The sequence below is a fragment of the Pseudoalteromonas sp. 1181_04 genome, assembly GCF_052850545.1.
In genome coordinates this window covers 132122-153899 of record NZ_VXCS01000003.1, presented here as the reverse complement: position 1 = coordinate 153899, position 21778 = coordinate 132122, and the positions used below count along the sequence as shown (strand labels likewise).

Sequence of the window (21778 nt, the reverse complement as noted above, 5' to 3'; positions counted from 1 at the left end):
ACTTTAAAGATGCAGTAATGAGTGAGCCAGTGGACAAGTACGCAGATATAAGACCTTACAATGATGATGAAGTAGCCGCTTCGGTTGCACGTTTGATTGATGATAATGCGTTTATTGATGTAGTTGCAAAATATAACTTACCGCGTTTTTTATCAGCTGTACCTTTGCTGTCTAGAGCATTGGTAAAGTATCAGTTACGTAAAAAGTGGGGCGCTATCAACAGTGTTGAGCAAGTTCAACAAATCGTTGCTAAGTATTTAGCACAGCTGGTAAAACGCACCACAACTGAGGTGACTTTTTCTGGTTTGGATCAACTTGATCCAAAGCAAGCGTATTTGTTTATCTCAAATCATCGCGATATCGTACTTGATCCTGCGTTAATTAATTGGGGCTTATTCAGCTATAAAATGAAGACGGTCCGTATCGCCATTGGCGATAATTTACTGCAAATTCCTTATATCACCGAACTGATGCGTTTAAATAAAAGCTTTATTGTTAAGCGCTCAGTTAAAGCGCCAAAAGAAATGCTCAGAGCACTATCGCAGTTGTCGGCTTATATTTATGATTCGCTTGCTGGCGGTGATTCAATTTGGATTGCACAAAAAGAAGGTCGTGCTAAAGATGGCTTTGATCAAACAGATCCTGCGCTACTTAAAATGTTGCAGCTTAATGGTCGTAAGCAAAAGAAAGAGTTTGCTGAATATGTACGCGAGCTAAAAATTGTACCAGTATCAATTTCATATCAATATGAACCTTGCGCAACAGCCAAAGCCAAAGAGCTTTATCATAAGCAACATCATGGTAAATATGTTAAGTCAGCGGGTGAAGATATTGCCAGTATTGTTGAAGGTTTTAGTACCGCCAAAGGGCATGTTCATTTAGCATTTGGGCAACCAATTGAAGAAGGGTGTGAATCACCAGAGCAGCTGGCAAAAACCATTGATCAGCAAATTATTGATTCGTTTTTTTTACATCCCGGGAACTACATTGCGGGCGGTTGTAAACAAGCGGTGATTGATAAAGCCGACGCTCAGGCATTTGAGATGCGTCTGGCGCGTGTGCCAGATGAGCTAAAACCACTGGTGTTAGCAATGTACGCTAAGCCATTTCATCGTAAAGTTGAGTTTAAAAGTAGCTAAAGCGGCCAGAAACCAATGTAAAACTTCTTCAAAAAACCGTAATTAAGTTACGGTTTTTTTTCGTTTAAAAAACGGGCTATACTAAAGTTGTGTATATTGACTGATGTTTGCTATGCAACAAATTGAAATTTTTGAAATTCCAAGTCCTTGCAAAGACATTTGCGAGGTAAATAACCGAGGCTATTGTAAAGGCTGCTACCGAAGTCGGGAGGAGCGCTTTGGTTGGAATTCATTTTCAAACGTAGAAAAAAAGCAAGTCATCAGTTTGTGTCAACAACGTTATAAGCGTTACTTGCAAAAACGCCAAGCACTTGGCGCTAAGCCAGCAGTACCTGAGCAGGGGGATTTTGGTTTTTAATCAAGATGATGTTTAGCCCTGAGTAAACGAATTGTGCCATTTTCATTGAGTTTATGCAGTTGCTCTTCAAGCTTAGGTATTAACGCGCTATGGCGTGAATGCAAAAAGTGAAAGCTTTTTATCGGTGCCAGTACTTCAGTTTGAAATTGCTTAATATTAAACTGAGGGTGTTTAGTCGATAATAAAAAGTCGAGTAAAATTACACCTTGTACTTTACCTTGAGTGAGTAAATTAAGTTGAGCAGTGACGCTTTTCACCTTAATAATGTCACCAATAAAAGGGTGTTCGTTAAGGTAACTCTGCGCTGCAGGATAACCAACTTGAATGGCGATATTGTCTAGCTGCTCAAATGTACATTGCTGGCAGTTTTTTAATAGCACAAGGTTAAACTCAAATAGCGCAAAGTTAACCGGATGCAAGTTTTGATATTGTTGACTGATACTGGCCACTCGCCCTAATTGGCCATCAAGCGTGCCATTGTTCGCTGCAGATAAAGCGCTTTGGTGATTAAAGTCAATAATATGTACATCATAGCCAAGTTCTTTATATGCAAGGGTCATCAGCTCAATAACATAGCGAGCCTGTGGGGTATCGGCTGGGCGATTAAATAGCATATGTTGTGTGTTTGCTATAGTGCTCAGTGGCGTTAGTAAATAACAGAGCACTATGAGAGAAAAAAAGCACTTAATCACAGCGTTTCCATATTAGGACTAAAAACGCCACCAATCTACGTTTAAAAGCTAAAAAGCGCAAGTTTAGCCGTGACTCTTTTAGGCAAATGTTTGTTATACTCTGGGCATTAATATGATTAGTAATAACTGGTAATTTATGTCGTTTAACTTATGCTTACTACCTCGTGAACAAAAATATCAAATTCAATTGGATTACGAGGCATCGTTTTGGGCTTATCAAATAAAGCGTGGTAAGAGTACTCGTGAGCAAATATACAATACAATTCATAGTCGCCCAGTGGCAGAGCAGATGTTTTTGAAGCAGCAATTTGAACAATATTTAGCGACGATGCAAAGTTAATGACGGCATTGCGTTTTGAATGCCTAGAGCCAATTAAAACCCCCTTAGTGAATAAGTTTTACAGCCAATATAAAGCCCGAGGTCGGGCAACCAGACAAGATCAAGTGTGGGTTGTTTATCATGACTTAGTTATTGTCGCGGCATGCAGAATTCAAAATCGCAGTGATTATTTGTTTTTGTCTACCTTGCTGGTTGCACCTGCTTGGCGTGGTCAAGGACTTGCCAAACAGCTACTAATACATACCTTATCTAACCAAAACTCACTCGTTTATACATTTGCTTATACGCATTTAGCTGATTTTTATCAATCAATTGGGTTTAACTTTGTGTTAACATTGCCGTCACCTTTGGATACACTCTTTACTGTCTATCAGCAACGAAATATCGTAGCTATGCAGTGCTAGTTAAAATAATTAGTTAAAACAACTACGTGGAAATTTAAATGGGTCAATGGTTTAAGGCTAGTATATTCTTTTTGTTAGCCGCCTCAGTTGTTGCTAGCCAAGTTGCTATGGCGCAAGTAAAACGTTTATCGCCAAGTGAAGGTTTATCACAAAGCTATGTCAGTACCATGTTGATAGATAAAAGCGGCTATCTTTGGTTAGCGACGGAAGGGGGCTTAAATCGTTACGATGGCTATCAGGTTGTACATATTGCAGGGCCTAATGGTGAACTAGATGAAGCAATTATTGACCTTATATATCAAGACCCTGATGGTTATATTTGGATTGCGTCGTTAGTTGCAGGGCTATTTCGCTATGATCCAAGTACCGATAGTTACCAACAATTTTTATCAAAACCTACCACTGAAGAGCAAGTTTTAAGTCAGTCCGTATTTAGTATGGTTGCCACCGATAATAAGTCATTATGGATTGGTCGCGGTTGGGATTTTGCTCGCCTTGATTTAGCGACGGGCCAAATTGAGACTATTTTTGAATTACCAGAGCGCACTCGTAATACCGTGATCCGCGATTTATTACATTACAAAGGTTATATCTTTATTGCCGCCAGTACTGGCGCATATGTCTATCATATAGCAACTGGGCAATACCGAAAATTAGAGCATTTAAGCACCGAGCCAGACCATGTATATCAAAATTATATAAAGTCGTTTGCAATAGGCGAAAATGAGCAACTGTTAGTGGGGGCCGTACGTGGTTTATATCAAGTTGATATTAGTGATTTACCGAGTATGTTTGAGCGCCCAGATGTGCCTTTTAAAAATAAAACCATATTGAACGATCTTAATATTTGGAAAATAATAAATGACCATGGGGTGCTTGATTTAGGCACCGATAAAGGTTTATTTAGTCTCGATTTGAATACCGGTGAGCTGACTAAAAATAATAGAGTAAAAGAAAGTAAATACTCACTGGCAGATCCAAGTGTTATCGATATTGTCAAAGATAATAACGGCGCTATGTGGACAGCTACTAAAAGTGATGGGGCATTTTATTTACCTTATGATAATTATCATTTTGAAAATGTTAATGCCAGCATGCTCTCCGGTGATGGTTTATCGCACCCTTCTATTTGGGGCATAACCGAGTATGAAGATAAACTCTGGTTAGCAACTCATAATGGTTTAACTGCGGTTGATTTAAAAACTAATCAAGGACAAGTGTTTTTAAAAGATTATCAAGCTGATTTATTTACCACTGAATTTAATATCTACGCTATTTCTCCTTATAAAGATAAATTGTGGCTGCGTACTAATCGCGGGATTTTTAGTTTTGATCCGCATAGCTATGAAATTTTTCCAGCGACAACAGCCGACCCAAGCCAGCAACACCTGATCACAGGGTGGGTACATGGCTCGGTATTGATGCCAAATGGTGAATTATTTTATGTTCATTCTGATCATGGCATGTTTGTTTATAATATCGACAGCCAAAAGATCACTCCTTTAGGTGGTGAATTTGAAAAATTTGAACCGTTTTTAGCTTATGGTTTCTTACCGCCTTTATCTACCAAATCTGACTCCCCGTTATTTTATAATGCAGGGGTGCTTTATCAGGTTGATCCAAACTCATTTGCTTTAACAAAAATCTATACAGTGCCACAGCAACATGAAAATGTAGCCGTTAATGTAATGTCTTATATTGTTGATAATAATAATGTGCTGTGGATCACGTTATCGAATTTTGGCTTAATTGGTCTTGATGCATCGAATTACAAGCTGTTGTATACCATAGATTTAGATAAAAATAAGCTCGGCACCTTATTGTACGATATGGTGTTAGATGATGCTGGAATGATCTGGATGAGTAGTCATAAAGGAATATGGCGATTAAATCCAGAAAATAAACACTTTCAGCAATTTACAACTTCAGAAGGACTGGTCTCTACCGAGTTTAATAGTGGTGCATTTACGCGTTTAAAAACTGGCCAAATAGTCTATGGTACGTTAAAAGGGTTTAGTTATTTTTACCCAAATGATAATCACCCTAGGCATGGTTTAATTGATCACGTAAATATAACCAGCATTGATTTGATGTCTCGTGAATTATCTACGGATCTTAAGCAACCTATAAAAACAATCACCTTAGAGCACGACGATATCGGTCTCGAAGTCGCTTTTTCGGCAATGGCATTTAATTATCAGGAACGTATTATTTATGAGTATCAACTCTCTGATGGGCAAAAATCTTATACCCGTAATAATAACCGAGTGCTATTTCCAAAACTTAACCCCGGCAAATACCAACTAAAAATTTGGGCTAAAGATCCGCTTACTGGCGACTACACACAACCGGCAGTGCTGGATATTGTGGTTAAATACCCGCTATGGCGCGCACCTCAGTTTATAGTGCTTTACGCACTGGTATTTTTTGGATTAGTAGCAGCTTGGATAATGCGTCGTAATCGAATCCAGCAATTATTATTAGCAGCTCACAGAGAAAGCCAAGAAAGTGAAGCGCGCTTAAAGTTAGCATTGGAGGGCAGTCGTTCAGGGGTGTGGGATTGGCAATCTGCAAGTCCAATAATTTATCAACCACGGCTTAAAAATGAGTTAGGTTATGATGTTGAATCGGTTAATTTAGATGATTATTTAGCAAAAATTCATCCTAAAGATAAACAAAATTTTCGCATTGAGTGGTTAGAATTTTTATCCACCGAAAAAGGCTATTTTAACTGCACCTATCGTTTACGCCATAAATTAGGCTATTGGCGCTGGTATAAAGACTTTGGCAAAGTGGTTGCCTGGCAAGGAAGTACACCCGAGAAAGTGGCTGGAACTTACACTAATATGACTCGTGAATTAGTGTTTGAAGAACATGCCCGTTTATTTGGCGCAGCATTTGAGCAAACCCGCGATTGGGTCTTTATTCTAGATAAAAGTTTACGTATTTTAGCTACCAACAAAGCACTGCAGAGCGCATTTAACTTTCCTGTTGATTATCGTTCTAGCTGCTCATTACACTTAGGATTAAGTCGTGCTGTAAGAGTTAACTATTTACGTGTAATGAAAGAGTTGCAAGCTGGCGAGCACTTTTCTGCAGAAGATACTGTTTGCTTGGCGAATGGCGAGCAGCGTCATGTGCTTATTAAAATTAGTGCGGTTGCTGATACGGAGCAACGCTTAGAAAGCTATGTGGTTATTCTGACTGATATTAATGCCCAAAAGTTAGCTGAGAATGAATTATTCTTATTAGCAAATTACGACAGTTTAACGGGGTTACCAAATCGTACTTTATTTAATGATCGAGTTGAACATGCACTTGAACAGGCTAAAGGCCAAAACCTAAAAGTTGCGTTACTCAATATTAATATCAAACGCTTTAAGTATTTTAATGACTCACTAGGGCATGAAGCTGCCGATGAGATAATAAAGGCGGTGGCACTGCGGATCAAATCGCGTGTACAGGCCAAAGATAGTGTAGCCCGTTTTAGCGGTGATGAATTTATGTTGTTAGTCGAGGGCATTCAACAAATCGAAGAGGTTGTTTTACTGTGCGTTAAGTTGATGGCCAGCTTGAATGACAACATCATTATTAACAACCAAGCGATTAGTGTCAGTTTAAGTATTGGCGTGGCGATTTCGCCTGATGATGCACTCAGTGCTAAAAGTTTAATTAAAGCGGCTGATATTGCACTGTATCATTCGAAAAAGAGCTTGGAAGGTTGTTATCAATTTTATAAACAAGAAATGAACCAGCATGTACAACGCTCTCTGCATTTAGAATCACAATTAACTCAAGCCTACCAAAATCATGCGTTTTGTAATCATTACCAAGTAATTGTTAATGCTAAAACCCATCAGGCCGAAGGGCTGGAAGTATTGCTGCGTTGGCCAGAAAATAACAGCTATGAAACACAAGAGTTTGCGCTTGCTGCTGAGAGTATCGGTTTGATAACAAAAATTATGTTGCAAACCTTAGCTAGAGCGTTGATTGAACTTAAACAATGGCAGTTTCAAAAGCCTGACTTGTATGTGTCTATTAACCTGTCTGCACTGGATTTTGAGTATAAAAATTTAGTTGATGAAATTCGCAGTGCGCTAATTAATGCTGATGTATCAGCCAGCTCTGTGGTGTTTGAAATTACAGAATCAGTGCTGATGCATGATTCACCGCAAGCGTTAAATAGCATGTCAAAGTTGAAGCAACTAGGTTGTCGCTTATATATGGATGACTTTGGTACAGGTTATGCTTCACTCACTTATTTAAAGCGCTTTCCGATCGATGTACTGAAAATTGATCGCAGTTTTGTAACAGATATTGGTATAGATAGTGACGATGAAGCGATTATTCAGTCAACGCTTGCATTGGCGAAAAGCTTAGGTAAAGAATGCGTCGCAGAAGGCGTTGAAACTAAGCAGCAGCTTACCTTTTTGCGCAACTTAGGCTGTAATTTATTTCAGGGCTATTTATTCAGTAAACCAATCCCAGGTGATGATGTAAGCGCATTATTAAATAAAGACTGGCAGTCGTTGTTGAATGAAGACTAATGCTAGCTAGAGTTTTATTAAATGGTGAAAATATCAGTGCCGAGTTTATAAATGGTTACTTTTTTGAATTTTTAAGCTTAACTTGTTTTAGCAAAAAAATAACTATTATGAATCAAGGAAGTTATGAAGCCTGAGAAGCCTACTATTATGGATATGTCCGAATTTAAGCCATCAGCGAGATGTCCTAATTGTAATTTGATTATGTACTTAGGAAACAGGTGCCCGCATTGTGATTATTTGCTCAGTCATACGGAGCAAAAAACTCAAAGAGAATTTTGGCTTAAAGTTCGAAATACTGGCTATATAAAAGGTATGGTCTTCTTTGCTTTCTTCTTTTTTATAGCTTGGGTTTTATTTGCTGAGTCATAACGTTTTTGAGACTCAACACTACAATTAAACCAATCGCGGTGTTGATGCCCTAAACAGTTGAAATTTTAACTAGAAGCTATATCTAGTCTTGGCGTTCACCGCAGTGACGACAATAAAGGTTTTTAGTGCGCGCACTAAGTTGAGACTTAATTGCTTTGTTTGCTTCTTGCTTACTTAAACCAAGCTTACAGCGCAAATTCTCTAGATGCTCCAGTTGCACATCATCTAGTTTGCCATCTAGCTCGCCATCATGCAGATATTCATGCACCGCATCACTAAACATGATCCTACGCTTACGTAGCTGTTCAGAGAAACTCGAAGCTAATAAGCCGGTGGGTATTGCTACCATTCCCATACTCAGTAACGTGATCACGCCGCCAAAAAAACGCCCTAGCGGTGTTACTGGCACAACGTCACCATAACCTACAGTGGTCAGCGTTGCCATTGCCCACCACATTGCCGCAGGAATGGAGCCAAATTTATCCGGTTGTATATCGTGTTCAATTAAATAAATTCCGCAGGAAGCTAAAATTAGCACCACTGCCATTATAAAGAATGCGGCCAAAAGCGAACTGCTTTCATCACGAAATGATTGTAAAAGTAGCTGCATTGCTCGTGAGTAACGAGTGAGCTTAAAAACACGTAGGAGTCTGAGTACTCTTAAAAAACGTAAATCAAAGGTGATAAACATCATTAAGAGCGTGGGCAGGATTGCCATGAGATCAATTAAGGCTAAAGGAGAGAGTAAATATTTTAAACGGCGTTGAAAATTACCACAGTCTAGACTTTTGTACTCGGCACGTTCTACGCATGACCAAAGGCGAAGTAAATACTCGATGGCAAAAATACTAACCGAGACAAGCTCAAGTATTAAAAATTCATACTTATATTGCTGAGCCAAACTGACCACGGATTCAAGCACAATTGCAATTACATTAATCATGATCAGCGATATTAGAAATATATCGATGTAATGACCAGTCTTACGGTACTCCCCATTACCTTCAAAAAATAGCGCTGTGCGTTTACGTAAATTATTCAAGCTATTATCCGTATGTGTTATTGGGAGTTAAAGCAAGTACCATATTAATGCTGCCTTCTTCAAAGTCGCGGCTGATCTTAAAGCCTAGTTTTCGGGCTAATTCAATCATGCCGGTATTTTCCGGCAGGGTGATACCCTCAATAAATTGTACGCCTTGGCTTTGACAATACTCAATAGCGGCGCGCATTAATAAGCCACCTAAGCCAAGGCCTTGGCAGTTTGAGCGTACTACTATAGCAAATTCGGCATGCACTTTATCAGGGTCCATTAACACCCGAGAGACGCCAAGCGTTGCGTTGTCTTGAGTGATAATAAACGCCATTTCACGATCGTAGTCAATTTGTGTCATTTTAGCGAGTTGATCGTGGTTAAACTGCGGCAGCTCGCCAAAAAAGCGTTTGTAGCGATCTTCTTTGCTGAGAGATAGATCAAACTCTTGGTGCGCTTGTTCATCTTCTGGCTTTATTGGTCTGAGTGTCGCAAGGGTATTATTTTTAAGCGTCACTTGTTTAACCAGCTCAATTGGGTAAGGGCGAATAGATAAGCGTTTACGATGTGATTGTACTTGGTAGTGACTCAGGGTCATGGTGGCATCAAGCACCAAAAACTGGCCATTACTGGCTAAAATAGGATTTAACTCAAGCGAAGTTATATCGGGTTGATCAATTACCAGTTGTGAAATTCGCGTAAGCAATGCACACAGGCGATACTTATCAACTTTCTCAGGCAAAATGCGATCTTTAAGCACGCCTTTATCATGCGCCGCAGCAATTAAATATTTTGCTAAGTTCATATTCAAAGGTGGTAAAGCAACCGCTGCTTGAGCAAACTCTAGACCTGTGCCGGCTTCTCCTAGAAGTATTACAGGACCAAAATTCGGTTCTGTTTTTATCGCAATACGTAGTTCATTGGCGCCAGCTCTAGGTGCCATTTTTTGCAGTGAAAAGCCTTCAATAATCGCATCAGGGTAGGTGTTTTTTATTCTCAATAGCATGGCAAAGGCGGTTTGTTCAACCTCTTGTGCATCGTTTAAGTTAAGTACCACGCCACCGACTTCTGATTTAGATGGAATGCTAGGGCTGATCAGTTTCAGTGCAACCGGGAAGCCTAGCTCTATGGCTTGTTCTTTTGCTTCTGTTGGTGTGTATGCGACCTCGGTTTGAATACATTCAACGCCATAGTGAGCGAGTATTTGGCTGGCTTGATGGGTGGATAGATAGCTTTGCTGCTCTGCTAAAAATTCATTCACGAGCGCTTTTGCTGCGTGTTTATTGATTTTAGCGTCATCTGTGTTTGACTCTGGAGTTTGGGTTAAATGTTTTTGATTACGGCGATAACTTACTAAGTGCATAAAGGCGCGTACTGCGCCCTCAGGGGTGCGATAAGTAGGAATGCCGTAGTTGCTACATACGCGACGGGCGGCATAGGCGGCATCTTCGCCCATAAAATTTGTGATCACATAAGGACGCGCCATTTTCGGTAGTTTATTCAACGTTTCAGCGATAATTAATGCATAGTCTTCACTTGGCGCAAGGGCTGATGGCGTATGAATGATCAGTAGATTTTTTACTTCCTTAGCATGTAATAAAATTTCCAGTGCTTGTTGGTAGCGTGCCGGAACTGAGTCACCAAAAATGTCCACCGGATTAGAGGTCATATCCGACTGTGGGATCACTTTATTGAGCGCCGCACGGGTTTCTTCACTCAATTGTGTCAGCTTACCAGAACTTTGTAATAAGCTATCAACGGCCATTACGCCGGGGCCGCCGCCATTGGTTAAAATGGTGAGTTGTTCCACCTTTAATAATTTAGGATGCATGGCCAGTGTTTGTGTAGCAGCAAACAGTTCAGTTAAATCATTTACCCGTAACATACCTGCGCGTTGGAAGAGGGCGTCATACACCGCATCTGAACTTTGCTTGCCGCCAGTGTGAATTTCGGCAGCAAGCGCTCCAGCCGCTGTTTTACCGGTTTTAATGGCGATCACCGGTTTACTAAACGCAGCGGCACGAGCAGCTGAAATAAAGCTGCGGATATTCTCAATGTTATCGATGTACAGCAAAATAGCCTTCGTTTTTGCATCGCGACCTAAAAAGTCGAGTAGTTCAGCAAAGTCGATATCTAAACAATCACCCACAGAGACAAAGTATGAAAAGCCAATTTCTTTGTGTTTTGCCCAATCTAAAATAGTGGAGCACACAGCTGCGGACTGTGAAATAAACGCTAATTTACCAGGGCTTGCGATAGTGTGAGAAAAACTCGCATTGAGGCCAATATGAGGGATCAACAAACCCAAACAATTAGGGCCAAGTAACGATACTTTGGCTTGTTTAGCGGCTTCTTGCAGTGCTGTTTTTTGTTCATGATTGAGTCCGGCTGCGATCACAATCGCATTTTTACAGCCAAACTCTCCAAGCTCTGCAATGATATTAAGTAGGGTGTGTTTGTTCGTACAAATAACCGCAAGGTCCGGTATTTTCGGTAGCGCCGCAATTGACGGGTAGGCCAACACGCCATGTACGGCGCTATTAGTCGGGCTTACTGGCATGATAGGGCCGTTAAATCCGCCTTGTAATAAGTTGCGCATTACTACAAATCCTGCTCGGGAAACGTTATTCGATGCACCAATCACGGCAACCGAAGTCGGGTTGAAAAACTGACTAATGCGTTTTACACTCATGGTCTTTCCTTGCGGGTTATTTGTTTTCTAGCGAGGTGATGCATATAATCTTTTTGCTAACGACGCTCGCATCTTGAGGTGGTTTGAGTATATGCTCAATGTAACCTGTTTAGGTTGATTTTTCGAGCATCATAACCACATATAATTGATTATTATCAAAGGATCATTAAATGAATAAACCAAATGGATATTATCAGTTGCTTGGCGCAGCTGTATTGAGTGTCGCTATACTTGGCTGCGGATGGATTTTAAAATCAGCAGCGCTTGATGTAAAAAATATGGAACGCACGGTTGAGGTTAAAGGATTAGCAGAGCGTGAAGTAACTGCTGATACAGTGATCTGGCCGGTACAATTTAGTGATGCAGATAATGACCTCGAAAAGTTAGTTGAACGGGTTGAGCAGAAAAATGCCGCAGTGATCGCTTTTTTAAAACTGCATGGCTTTGATGAACAAGAGATCAGCCAAGGTAGGCAATCAATTGTTGATAAACAAGCGCGCGAATACGGCGCTGATAATCAACAGTTTCGCTATATTGCCCGCGCAAATATTACCGTGTATTCGCAGCAGCCTGATAAAGTGCAAAACGCCTTAACTAAGGTGGGCCAGCTAGCCAAACAAGGTATTGCGATTGTGCAAGATAACTATGAAACCCGCATTGAATATTTGTTCTCTGGGCTAAACGATATAAAACCAGCAATGGTGCAAGAAGCCACCGAAAAAGCTCGCGAAGTGGCATTAAAATTTGCCAAGGACTCACAGTCAAAACTAGGTAAAATTCGCACCGCAAGACAAGGGCAGTTTAGTATAATCGACCGCGATTCAAACACTCCGCAGATCAAAAAAGTGCGAGTTGTAACCAGCGTTGAATATTATTTATCTGATTAATATTATTTATGTTGTACAAGGTAGCGCTCAACTTGTTCTGTTTTACAGCGTAAGTAAGCGCCACTGAGCAGTATTTTATAGTCACTGAGTGGCTTGTCTGGGCTTGTTTGAGATAACGTGAGTAAGGCTTTTAAGAATGCGGCAGTGTTTATATTGCCCTGATTTTGTTTAAACTCAACTTCCATTAATGCCAGCAAGGCCGAAAATTCATGCTTTGGTAAGCTGTGTTGGGCTGGATTGTTTGCAATGTAACTTGCAACTGGGGTCAGCCCGATATCATTAACTTGCGCTAAAGCTTGCAACAAGTTTTCGTTACTTTCAAATAGCATCAGTGAACGTACATAATTAAACGGTAATTTAGCCTCACTACACTCGCTAAATAAGCGGTGCAATACATTTTGCTGCTGTTGGTTTTGTTGTGTAAAACCATGATTGAACTTTAGACCAGGGGTAAAAAAACTTAATTGGTCGGTATTATTTAGCTGACTGATGATGGCTGTTGGTAGCGAGTGTTGAGTTAATATGCGTGTGGCGATATTTTGCAGATAAGTATATTTTACACTCATGCGTTGCGCACTGCTATATAAGTGCTGTAACTGCATGGCTTGTTGTATTGCAGATAAACTGGCAAAGCTATCAACAATGGCTTGCAACTGATGCTGCTGCATCTGTTGGTTTAGTTGACTGATACATGTATCCATTGTTAATCCTATACGTTACGTGTATATCAAGTGCTTTATCCTAGCGTAAAGCACTTGTTGGTCAAGTGTTTATCTATCTTTCAGGCAATAAAAAAGGCCGTAGATACGGCCTTTGTATATGTTATAAAGTAAGGATGCTTAAGCTGCTAGTTTGCTTGCAACCCACTCATCAACAAAGTTCTCTAGTACGTTTAGTGGCACTGCGCCATTTTTAAGTACCACATCATGGAATTCACGGATATCAAACTTATCACCTAGTTTAACCTTGGCAGCTTCACGAAGTTCTAGAATCTTCAGCATACCTACTTTGTAAGCCGTTGCTTGCGAAGGCATTACAATGTGGCGTTCAACCATTTTAACGCCGTCAGACGTCGCGTTTGGCGTGTTATTTACGTAGTAATCAATACCCTGTTGGCGAGTCCACTTCATTTCGTGGATACCAGTATCAACCACTAAGCGACATGCACGCCATAGTTCCATCGATAGACGGCCAAAGTCAGAATAAGGGTCTGCATACATGCCCATTTCTTTTGGTAATAACTCTGAGTACAAGCCCCAACCTTCGATATAGGCTGTGTAGCCACCGAATTTACGGAACTTAGGCACGCCTTCAAGCTCTTGCGAAATTGCAATTTGCATGTGGTGACCTGGAATACCCTCGTGATAAGCCAGCGCTTCCATTTGATACGTTGGCATTGCTTCCATGTCGTAAAGGTTAGCGTAGTAAACACCCGGGCGTGAACCATCTGGTGCAGGCTGTTGGTAGAATGCTTTACCAGCCGCTTTTTCACGGAAGGCTTCAACACGCTTAACAATCATGTCGGCTTTAGGCTTAACAATGAATAGCTCATCCAAGCGTGATTTCATGGTGTTAATAAGTGCCGTGGCTTCGTCAAGGTATTGCTGCTTACCTGCTTCAGTATTAGGTAAGTAAAATTGCTTATCGGTTTTCATAAACTGCATAAAGGCTTTTAAATCGCCTTTAAAACCAACTTTTTCTTTGATTTGGCGCATTTCGTCATGAATACGAGATACTTCAGCTAAACCGATGGTGTGGATTTCTTTAGCCGTTAAATCAGTGGTAGTCGTGCGCGCTAATGCGTTGTTGTAAAACGCTTCGCCATCAGGAAATTTCCAAGCACCATCACGATCATCAGCACGTTTTTCAAGCTGTGCTAAATAATTAATCAACTTAGAGTAAGAAGGTTTTACAGCCGCTTTAAGGGCTTTCTCAGCATCGCTGATTAACGCGTCTTTATCAGCTTGAGCAATTTCAAGCTTCGCAACTTTACGTTTAAAGTCGGCAAGTAAGGTGGAATCATCACCTTGTTCAAATGGCGCACCGTGAATGATATTTTTGCTTGAATCAATCACATGTGGGAATACAAATTTAGGAGCGATAATGCCTTTATCAGCACGTACTTCTAAATCAGTGATCAGTTGATCAATAACCGTGGTTACGCCATTCAAACGCGAGATGTAGGCTTTGGCATCGGCAACATCAGAAATCTGGTGTTGGTTGATTAAAAAGGCCGGGATCATCGAGTGAGTACCAAACATTTGGTTCACTGGGTAGTTATGATAGCGCCATTTAAAATCAGCAATGCTGTTTTCAAGGTCTTGCTTTTTAAGGTCATAACTAACTTTTGTGGTGTCATCTAGGAGTTCGCGGTTAATAGCGTTTAATGCCACTAAATCATCTTTTGTTTGTTGATGATCTTTCAGTACGCGCGCTTCGCTACCGTCATCCCATTTGTCGTAGTCTTGTTTGATACCCATGTATGTTTGATAAACAGGGCTGCTCATCACATCACGGTTAAAAGTATCTTCGAAAAACGCATTCGCTTTGTCTATTTCGCTTTGTACCGGTTGTGCTTGTACAGTTGGCGTGCTTTGTTGCTCTGGTGTTTGCTGGCAACCACCTAGCAGTGCAATACTCACTGCGGCGGCGATAAAGGTTAGTTTACGCATGTTTTCCCTTTTGTTGTTAGAAACCATTGAAGGTTATTAATTATTATTAGTGTGTATTTGTTAGTAAAGTTTGGGTCGTTATTACACAAACAATTCTAGCAGGTCATTTAAAAAACGATGACCTTTTTGGCTTACCTGCCAGTGACTATCCGTTTGCTTAAGCAAACCCTTGGCAATGGCTTGTTGCAGCGCATCTGCTTGGCTTTGCAGCGGTAACTGAGTTAAGGCTGTAAAGTCACTAATTGGGCAGGCTTCAAATAACCGTAAGCGATTCATAAAGAATTCAAACGGTAAGTCGTGCTGTTCAACTGGCCACTGTTTAAATAAATACGGCTTAGCTAAATCCATATAACCGCGAGGATGTTTTACTTTCTCAGTGCGGGTAATGATGCCTGTTTTAGCATCGGTTACCTTACCATGGGCACCACAACCAATGCCTAAATAATCGCCAAAGCGCCAATAATTCAAGTTATGTTGGCATTGAAAACCCGGTTTTGCATAGCCGGAAATTTCATATTGCTGATAACCTGCCTCAGTAAGTAAGGCTTGGCCTTGCTCTTGAATATCCCATAAGGTGTCATCGGCCGGTAACGTTGGCGGTTTAGAGGCAAATTGGGTATTGGCCTCAATCGTTAACTGATACCACGAAATATGTGGCGGATTAAGGGCGATGACTTTTTTCAAGTCGCTCAGCGCATCAGCAACAGATTGCCCCGGTAAGCCGTGCATTAAATCAAGATTAAAGCTATTTAAACCTGCTTCATGAGCTTGCTCGGCGGCATATATGGCTTCATCAGCACCGTGAATACGCCCCAGCGCTTTGAGTTTGTCGTCTTGCATGCTTTGCACACCAATCGAAATACGATTAATGCCAGCTGCCACATAGTCTTTAAAACGGCCTGTTTCAACCGTACCGGGGTTAGCTTCTAAGGTGATCTCGCAGTTTTCACTTAGGCCAATTAATGAATCCACCGCCGTTAATAAATTAACGTAGGCCTCACCGGTTAATAAGCTAGGCGTGCCACCACCGATAAAGATTGAATGAATTTTACGTCCTTGCACTAAGTGCAGATCGGTTTTTAAATCATCAATTAAATGCTGCACATATTCCTTTTCAGGGATCTCACCTTTTTGACCGTGACTATTAAAATCACAATACGGGCACTTTTGCACACACCAAGGGACGTGCACATATAAACTTAATGGTGGTAAATTCACAGGCCGCCTTTGAGCTTAAGCTCAGACAATAAATGTTGTAATGCCTGACCACGATGGCTTACTGCATTTTTTTGCTGTTTAGTCAGTTGCGCACTGGTGCATTCAAGTTCTGGCACATAAAAAATAGGGTCGTAACCAAAACCACCTTGGCCATCTTGGCTTTGCGTAATTTGTCCTTCCCAGCTAGCACTGCAAATCAGTGGAGTAGGGTCATCAGCATGACGTATTAATACCAGCACACACCAAAAGCGCGCACTGCGGTTAGGGTTGTTAGCAAGTTCGCTTAATAATTTATTAATATTATCTTGATCGCTAGCGCCTTCTCCGGCATAGCGAGCTGAGTAAACGCCAGGGGCGCCGTTAAGGCCATCAACCTCTAACCCTGAGTCGTCAGCAATAGCTGGTAGCCCCGTTATTTTTGCAGCATGGCGAGCTTTGATAATAGCGTTTTCAACAAAGGTGGTGCCTGTTTCTGCTACTTCTGGCACATTAAAATCGCTTTGTGGCACAACGTTTATTTCAAGCGGGTTTAGCATCTGCGCTAATTCGTTGACTTTACCCGGATTGCCAGTGGCTAACACTAAAGTTTTTTTCATGAATTAATCTACGTAAAATTTTTGCTGGAACTGCAGCTTTTGAAATTGATTACCTTGTTGTATTTCAATTTCAAAGCGCAGAATTTCTTCGTTAGTAAAATCAACTTGCGCGAGGTAATAAATTGCATCGCCTTCGATGACTTCTTTGAAGTCCAAGGTTTGCTTATTACCAAGTAGGTTTTTAGCAGTGCCTTTAAGAATGGCCGTTTGCGCTGTGGCATCGGTATCTTTTTTAAGGATTGAAATATTGACAATGCCCTTATAACCACTACGTTCTAGGCCATAGGTTTTGGCTATTTGTGGTTGAATAAAGGTTGACGGAAATGCAATGTAATGTACTTGCCATGGGCCGAGTTCTTTGTATTGTGCGCCTTGCATTTGTTCACTGTGGGCACTAAAGGTAATACCTGCTAATGCAAAGAATAAAATACTTGCGAGCTTTTTCATAAATGACTCTTAAAAAAAGAGGCCTAGTAGGCCTCTGTGTTAATGATAAGGTTAGCCGACTAAATCAATAAACAAAAACTGGGCAAATTGCAGCGCGATAATTAACACTAAAATTGATAGATCTAAGCCGCCCAGTGGCGGTAACACTTTACGAATAGGTCTTAACATTGGTTCAGTTAGCTGCTGAAATACCGCTTCTACTGGATTGTTGCCTTGGCTTACCCAGCTTAATAACGCGCGAATAATTAATACCCAAAACAGTAAGTTTAAGCCTTCTTTAATCACCGTTACTAGCGCATTTAAAAGTACAAATCCAACTTCCCATGTCGCGCCTACTAAAAATATCAGCGCAGTAATTTTTGCAGCAGCGACAATGAACGCCAGTAATAACGAAGCTAAGTCTAGGCCACCTAACCCTGGAATAATTTTACGCAGTGGATTAACAGCAAATGAAGTAGCTTTGACCACAAACTGACTCAACGGATTGTAAAAATCAGCCTTGGCGGCTTGTAGCCAAAAGCGCATTAATACGACCATTAAAAATAGATCGAATAGTGTGCTTATTAAAAATTGCATGGCGTTCATAACGTACCTTAATTAAAAACCTTAAACATAAATAGGGCTAAAAGCAGCAAAGTGCTTTTAAAGTTCTTGTTCCATTTGTTCCGCGCGAGCAATACAGGCATCCATTGCATCGGCGACAGTGTTAGTCAGACCGTGTGCTTTTAAATGTTCAACAGCTGCATGCGTGGTGCCACCTTTTGATGTCACATTAGCACGCAATTGTGAAATACTAATATCAGGTTGTGATACCGCCATTTCAGCTGCACCTAATGCTGTTTGCTGTACTAAGCGACGCGCGTCTTCATCGCTAAAGCCAAGTGCTTTGGCTTTTTCTTCTATGGCTTCCATAAATAAGAAAAAGTAAGCCGGTGATGACCCCGTAACAGCAATAACATCGTTAATTTGTGACTCTTGCTCAACCCATACCGCAATACCTGTACATTCAAATACTTGTTGCACAAAAGTGTGTTCTTGCTCGGTTTCGCCGGCACCAAATAAACCTGATACACCGCGCCCTAATAAAGACGGGGTATTTGGCATACAACGTACCATCTTAACGTCTTGTCCGAGCATTTCACGTAACCGCTTAACCGTTAAGCCTGCGGCGACAGAAATAAATAGCTTATCGCTAAAGTCGATACCCGAATCTTGAAATGATTGACATAAATCACCCATCATTTGCGGCTTTACAGACAACACAATAACATCGGCATCGCGCAGTGCTTCGTTGTTATCTGCGGTGGTTTTAACCCCGAAATCCGCTGCTACCTTAGCGAGTTTTTCTTGGTTACGATTTGTTGCAATAATACTCGATGCAGCAAATCCTTTTTTTACCATGCCGCCAATAATGGCGTAGCTCATATTACCTGTGCCTATGAATGCAATTGTTTTATCTGACATATCTTAGTTATCACCTTAGCTTCGTTGGCCAAAAATATCCGTGCCGATGCGTACCATGGTTGAGCCTGCTGCAATCGCAGCTTCGACATCACCACTCATCCCCATCGACAGGGTGTCTATTTGAGGATATTGGGCTTTAAGTCTATCAAAGCAAGCACGTAATTGCTCAAAATATTGTATTTGTTGCTGTGGATCGTCAGTTTTTGCTGGGATTGCCATGACACCACGCAATTCTAAATGCGGGCAATGGTGAATAAATTCAGCGAGGCTTGCAAGTTTATCGGGGTGGCAGCCTGATTTTGAGTCCTCTAAGCTGATATTTACTTGGATCAGTACTTTTAAAGGGGCTTTATCTGCGGGCCTTTGATCGTTTAAACGTTGCGCTATTTTTTCACGTTCAATACTTTGCACCCAATCAAAGTGGCTGGCAACAAGGGCGGTTTTATTTGATTGAATAGGGCCAATGAAATGCCAAACAATATCGCTATAATTTGCTAATTGGGTTATTTTATCAACAGCTTCTTGAACGTATGATTCACCAAATTCTCGGTGACCTTGTTGATAAGCCGCTAGAATGAAATCAGCAGGTTTGGTTTTTGATACTGCCAACAAGCAGACATCGTGTTCATTACGATGATGTTTTTTTGCCGCTAGGGCAATTCTAGCATAGGCGGACTTAAGTCGTTCTGCTATTGTAACCATATAATTATCAGTTAGTTGTGGAGTCATAAATGGATATTACCGAATTATTGGCCTTTAGTGTGCAGCACAAAGCATCAGATTTACACTTATCATCAGGGGTTGCGCCAATGATCCGTGTTGATGGTGATGTGCGACGTATTAATATACCAGCGCTGGAAAACAAAGATGTTAACAGCCTAGTTTACGATATTATGAACGATAATCAACGCAAGGACTATGAACAAAACCTTGAAGTGGATTTTTCGTTTGAAGTGCCAAACTTAGCACGTTTTCGTGTTAATGCCTTCAACTCAAATCGAGGCCCCGCAGCTGTATTTCGTACCATTCCCAGTGAAGTGCTGACGCTTGATGATTTAGGTGCGCCAGATATATTTAAAACAATCTCAGATACGCCGCGTGGTTTAGTGTTGGTAACAGGACCTACAGGCTCTGGTAAGTCGACCACCTTGGCTGCGATGGTGGATCATATAAATCAACACAAGCATCATCATATTTTAACCATCGAAGATCCCATCGAGTTTGTGCACGACAATAAACTATCGTTAATTAATCAACGTGAAGTGCATCGCGATACGCATAGTTTTTCTAATGCACTGCGCAGTGCTTTACGTGAAGATCCAGACGTGATTTTGGTTGGTGAGCTACGTGATTTAGAAACTATTCGCCTTGCCATGACTGCTGCTGAAACCGGCCATTTAGTATTTGGTACATTGCATACTACGTCAGCCCCGAAAACCATTGACCGTATTATCGATGTGTTTCCTGGTGAAGAAAAAAGTATGATCCGCTCAATGCTTTCAGAGTCATTACGCGCAGTTATTTCACAAACCCTGTTGAAAAAAATTGGTGGCGGGCGAGTCGCAGCACATGAAATCATGATTGCAGTGCCTGCGATCCGTAACCTTATCCGCGAAGATAAAATTGCGCAAATGTATTCGTCGATTCAAACTGGCGCATCGCATGGTATGCAAACCATGGATCAGTGTTTAATCAATTTAGTGAATCACGGTGTTGTTACCAATGCTGAAGCGCGTGCTAAAGCACAAGATAAAAATAATTTCGGCGGCTAGGCCCGAGTAAGGAGCAGTAATGACACATTCTCTTGATTACTTTTTACATTTGATGATTGAAAAGCAAGGTTCGGATTTATTCGTATCGAGCCAATTGCCAGTCAGCGCAAAGATTAATGGCGAGCTAATTGCACTTGGCGACGAAAAAATATCAGACGAAGAGTCGCTGCAATTAGTTGAATCAGCGATGAGTGAAAAACAAAAAGCAGAGTTTCATAATACTAAAGAGTGCAACTTTGCCATAGCTACCGATGAAGGGCGCTTTAGGATCTCGGCATTTTGGCAACGAGATTGCGCGGGTATGGTTATTCGCCGTATTGTTACGCAAATTCCTGATGTTGCTGAGCTTGGTCTACCGTCGACATTGACTGATGTGATCATGGCTAAACGTGGTTTAGTGCTGTTTGTCGGTGGTACTGGCACCGGTAAATCAACGTCGTTGGCTGCATTATTAGGTTACCGTAATCGTAATCAACGTGGGCATATCTTGACTATTGAAGACCCGATTGAGTTTGTCCATGAACATCGCAAAAGTATTATTACTCAGCGTGAAGTTGGCTTAGATACGGAAAGTTTTGAGGCGGCGTTAAAAAGCTCATTACGCCAAGCCCCCGATGTCATTTTAATTGGTGAAATACGTTCGCAAGAGACCATGGAATACGCACTTAGTTTTGCTGAAACCGGTCATTTATGTGTTGCTACATTACATGCCAATAACGCTAACCAAGCAATTGACCGTATTATGCATTTAGTGCCTAAAGAAAAGCACGATAAGCTAAAATATGATCTATCCTTAAACTTACGAGCTATCATAGCACAACAACTAGTGCCTACAGCCGATGGCAATGGTCGAGTAGCTGCTATCGAAATTTTATTAAATACCCCGATTATCGGCGAGCTTATCAAAAAAGGCGACATTGGCGGCATTAAAGAAGCCATGGCTAAAGCGAAAGATATGGGTATGCAAACCTTTGATCAAGCGTTATTTGAGCTCTATAAACAGCAACGTATCAACTATGCAGATGCTTTGCATCACGCTGACTCACCTAACGATTTACGTTTGATGATTAAGCTTCGAAATAATGAACAGCAAGGGGCTGGTTTTTTACAGGGAGTAACAATTGACGGGTTAGAACCTAAAGGTCAGTAGT

At 41.1% G+C, this 21778-nt stretch carries 19 protein-coding genes; 8 read left to right on the top strand and 11 right to left on the bottom strand.

Annotated features, from left to right (window positions below):
• The first annotated feature begins 17 nt into the window (after positions 1–17).
• Complete coding sequence (locus tag FW757_RS03410) at positions 18–1139, top strand: 1-acyl-sn-glycerol-3-phosphate acyltransferase (RefSeq protein ID WP_446440860.1); 1122 nt, start codon at positions 18–20, stop codon at positions 1137–1139.
• A gap of 112 nt (positions 1140–1251) precedes the next feature.
• Positions 1252–1497, top strand: a complete 246-nt coding sequence (locus FW757_RS03405) for a DUF1289 domain-containing protein (RefSeq protein ID WP_149981286.1) — start codon at positions 1252–1254, stop codon at positions 1495–1497.
• Here FW757_RS03405 and FW757_RS03400 read toward each other — a convergent pair.
• Positions 1494–2111, bottom strand: a complete 618-nt coding sequence (locus FW757_RS03400; protein WP_149981285.1) for a transporter substrate-binding domain-containing protein — start codon at positions 2109–2111, stop codon at positions 1494–1496. The two genes, FW757_RS03405 and FW757_RS03400, sit on opposite strands and share 4 nt — an antisense overlap.
• A 214-nt stretch (positions 2112–2325) precedes the next feature.
• Here FW757_RS03400 and FW757_RS03395 point away from each other — a divergent pair, with 214 nt between their 5' ends.
• Genes FW757_RS03395 through FW757_RS03385 form a run of 3 tightly spaced genes read left to right on the top strand, consistent with a single transcriptional unit; the run spans position 2326 to position 7480 of the window.
• Positions 2326–2529 (top strand): DUF3283 family protein, encoded by a 204-nt coding sequence (locus FW757_RS03395; protein ID WP_064667173.1) that lies wholly within the window; start codon positions 2326–2328, stop codon positions 2527–2529.
• Complete coding sequence (locus FW757_RS03390) at positions 2529–2933, top strand: GNAT family N-acetyltransferase (protein WP_149981284.1); 405 nt, start codon at positions 2529–2531, stop codon at positions 2931–2933. Before FW757_RS03395 ends, FW757_RS03390 begins: the two co-directional genes overlap by 1 nt.
• A 38-nt stretch (positions 2934–2971) precedes the next feature.
• Entirely contained in the window at positions 2972–7480 is a 4509-nt protein-coding gene (locus tag FW757_RS03385; protein WP_446440859.1) for an EAL domain-containing protein, read from the top strand.
• 451 nt (positions 7481–7931) lie between these two features.
• Here FW757_RS03385 and FW757_RS03380 read toward each other — a convergent pair whose 3' ends face one another.
• Both FW757_RS03380 and FW757_RS03375 read right to left on the bottom strand, forming a co-directional pair.
• Positions 7932–8891 (bottom strand): ion transporter, encoded by a 960-nt coding sequence (locus FW757_RS03380; protein ID WP_446440858.1) that lies wholly within the window; start codon positions 8889–8891, stop codon positions 7932–7934.
• 4 nt (positions 8892–8895) lie between these two features.
• Complete coding sequence (locus FW757_RS03375) at positions 8896–11571, bottom strand: bifunctional acetate--CoA ligase family protein/GNAT family N-acetyltransferase (RefSeq protein WP_446440857.1); 2676 nt, start codon at positions 11569–11571, stop codon at positions 8896–8898.
• Positions 11572–11741: 170 nt separating this feature from the next.
• Between FW757_RS03375 and FW757_RS03370 the strand changes: the two genes are divergently transcribed.
• Positions 11742–12458: an SIMPL domain-containing protein gene (locus FW757_RS03370; RefSeq protein WP_182718466.1), complete on the top strand. Its 717-nt coding sequence runs from the start codon at positions 11742–11744 to the stop codon at positions 12456–12458.
• Positions 12459–12460: 2 nt separating this feature from the next.
• Here FW757_RS03370 and FW757_RS03365 read toward each other — a convergent pair whose 3' ends face one another.
• The 8 genes from FW757_RS03365 to FW757_RS03330 all read right to left on the bottom strand — a co-directional run bounded on the left by FW757_RS03365 (position 12461) and on the right by FW757_RS03330 (position 19584).
• Positions 12461–13159 (bottom strand): hypothetical protein, encoded by a 699-nt coding sequence (locus FW757_RS03365; RefSeq protein WP_182718465.1) that lies wholly within the window; start codon positions 13157–13159, stop codon positions 12461–12463.
• 138 nt (positions 13160–13297) lie between these two features.
• Positions 13298–15130 (bottom strand): DUF885 domain-containing protein, encoded by a 1833-nt coding sequence (locus FW757_RS03360; RefSeq protein ID WP_182718464.1) that lies wholly within the window; start codon positions 15128–15130, stop codon positions 13298–13300.
• An 81-nt stretch (positions 15131–15211) separates the two neighbouring features.
• Positions 15212–16348, bottom strand: coding sequence for a radical SAM family heme chaperone HemW (hemW, locus tag FW757_RS03355; RefSeq protein ID WP_182718463.1), 1137 nt, complete (start codon positions 16346–16348; stop codon positions 15212–15214).
• Positions 16345–16944 (bottom strand): XTP/dITP diphosphatase, encoded by a 600-nt coding sequence (locus FW757_RS03350; RefSeq protein WP_446440856.1) that lies wholly within the window; start codon positions 16942–16944, stop codon positions 16345–16347. The genes hemW and FW757_RS03350 overlap by 4 nt, the downstream gene beginning before the upstream one ends.
• A gap of 3 nt (positions 16945–16947) precedes the next feature.
• A complete protein-coding gene (locus tag FW757_RS03345) occupies positions 16948–17391 on the bottom strand; it encodes a DUF4426 domain-containing protein (protein ID WP_145234922.1) in 444 nt (147 codons plus the stop codon).
• A gap of 51 nt (positions 17392–17442) precedes the next feature.
• Entirely contained in the window at positions 17443–17976 is a 534-nt protein-coding gene (locus FW757_RS03340) for a YggT family protein (RefSeq protein ID WP_182718461.1), read from the bottom strand.
• A 57-nt stretch (positions 17977–18033) separates the two neighbouring features.
• Positions 18034–18855, bottom strand: coding sequence for a pyrroline-5-carboxylate reductase (gene proC / locus FW757_RS03335; RefSeq protein ID WP_182718460.1), 822 nt, complete (start codon positions 18853–18855; stop codon positions 18034–18036).
• Positions 18856–18870: 15 nt separating this feature from the next.
• Complete coding sequence (locus tag FW757_RS03330; protein ID WP_310736240.1) at positions 18871–19584, bottom strand: YggS family pyridoxal phosphate-dependent enzyme; 714 nt, start codon at positions 19582–19584, stop codon at positions 18871–18873.
• A 2-nt stretch (positions 19585–19586) separates the two neighbouring features.
• Here FW757_RS03330 and FW757_RS03325 point away from each other — a divergent pair, with 2 nt between their 5' ends.
• Complete coding sequence (locus tag FW757_RS03325) at positions 19587–20627, top strand: type IV pilus twitching motility protein PilT (RefSeq protein WP_145234931.1); 1041 nt, start codon at positions 19587–19589, stop codon at positions 20625–20627.
• A gap of 19 nt (positions 20628–20646) precedes the next feature.
• Complete coding sequence (locus FW757_RS03320) at positions 20647–21777, top strand: PilT/PilU family type 4a pilus ATPase (protein WP_145234933.1); 1131 nt, start codon at positions 20647–20649, stop codon at positions 21775–21777.
• The last annotated feature ends 1 nt before the right edge of the window (position 21778 follow it).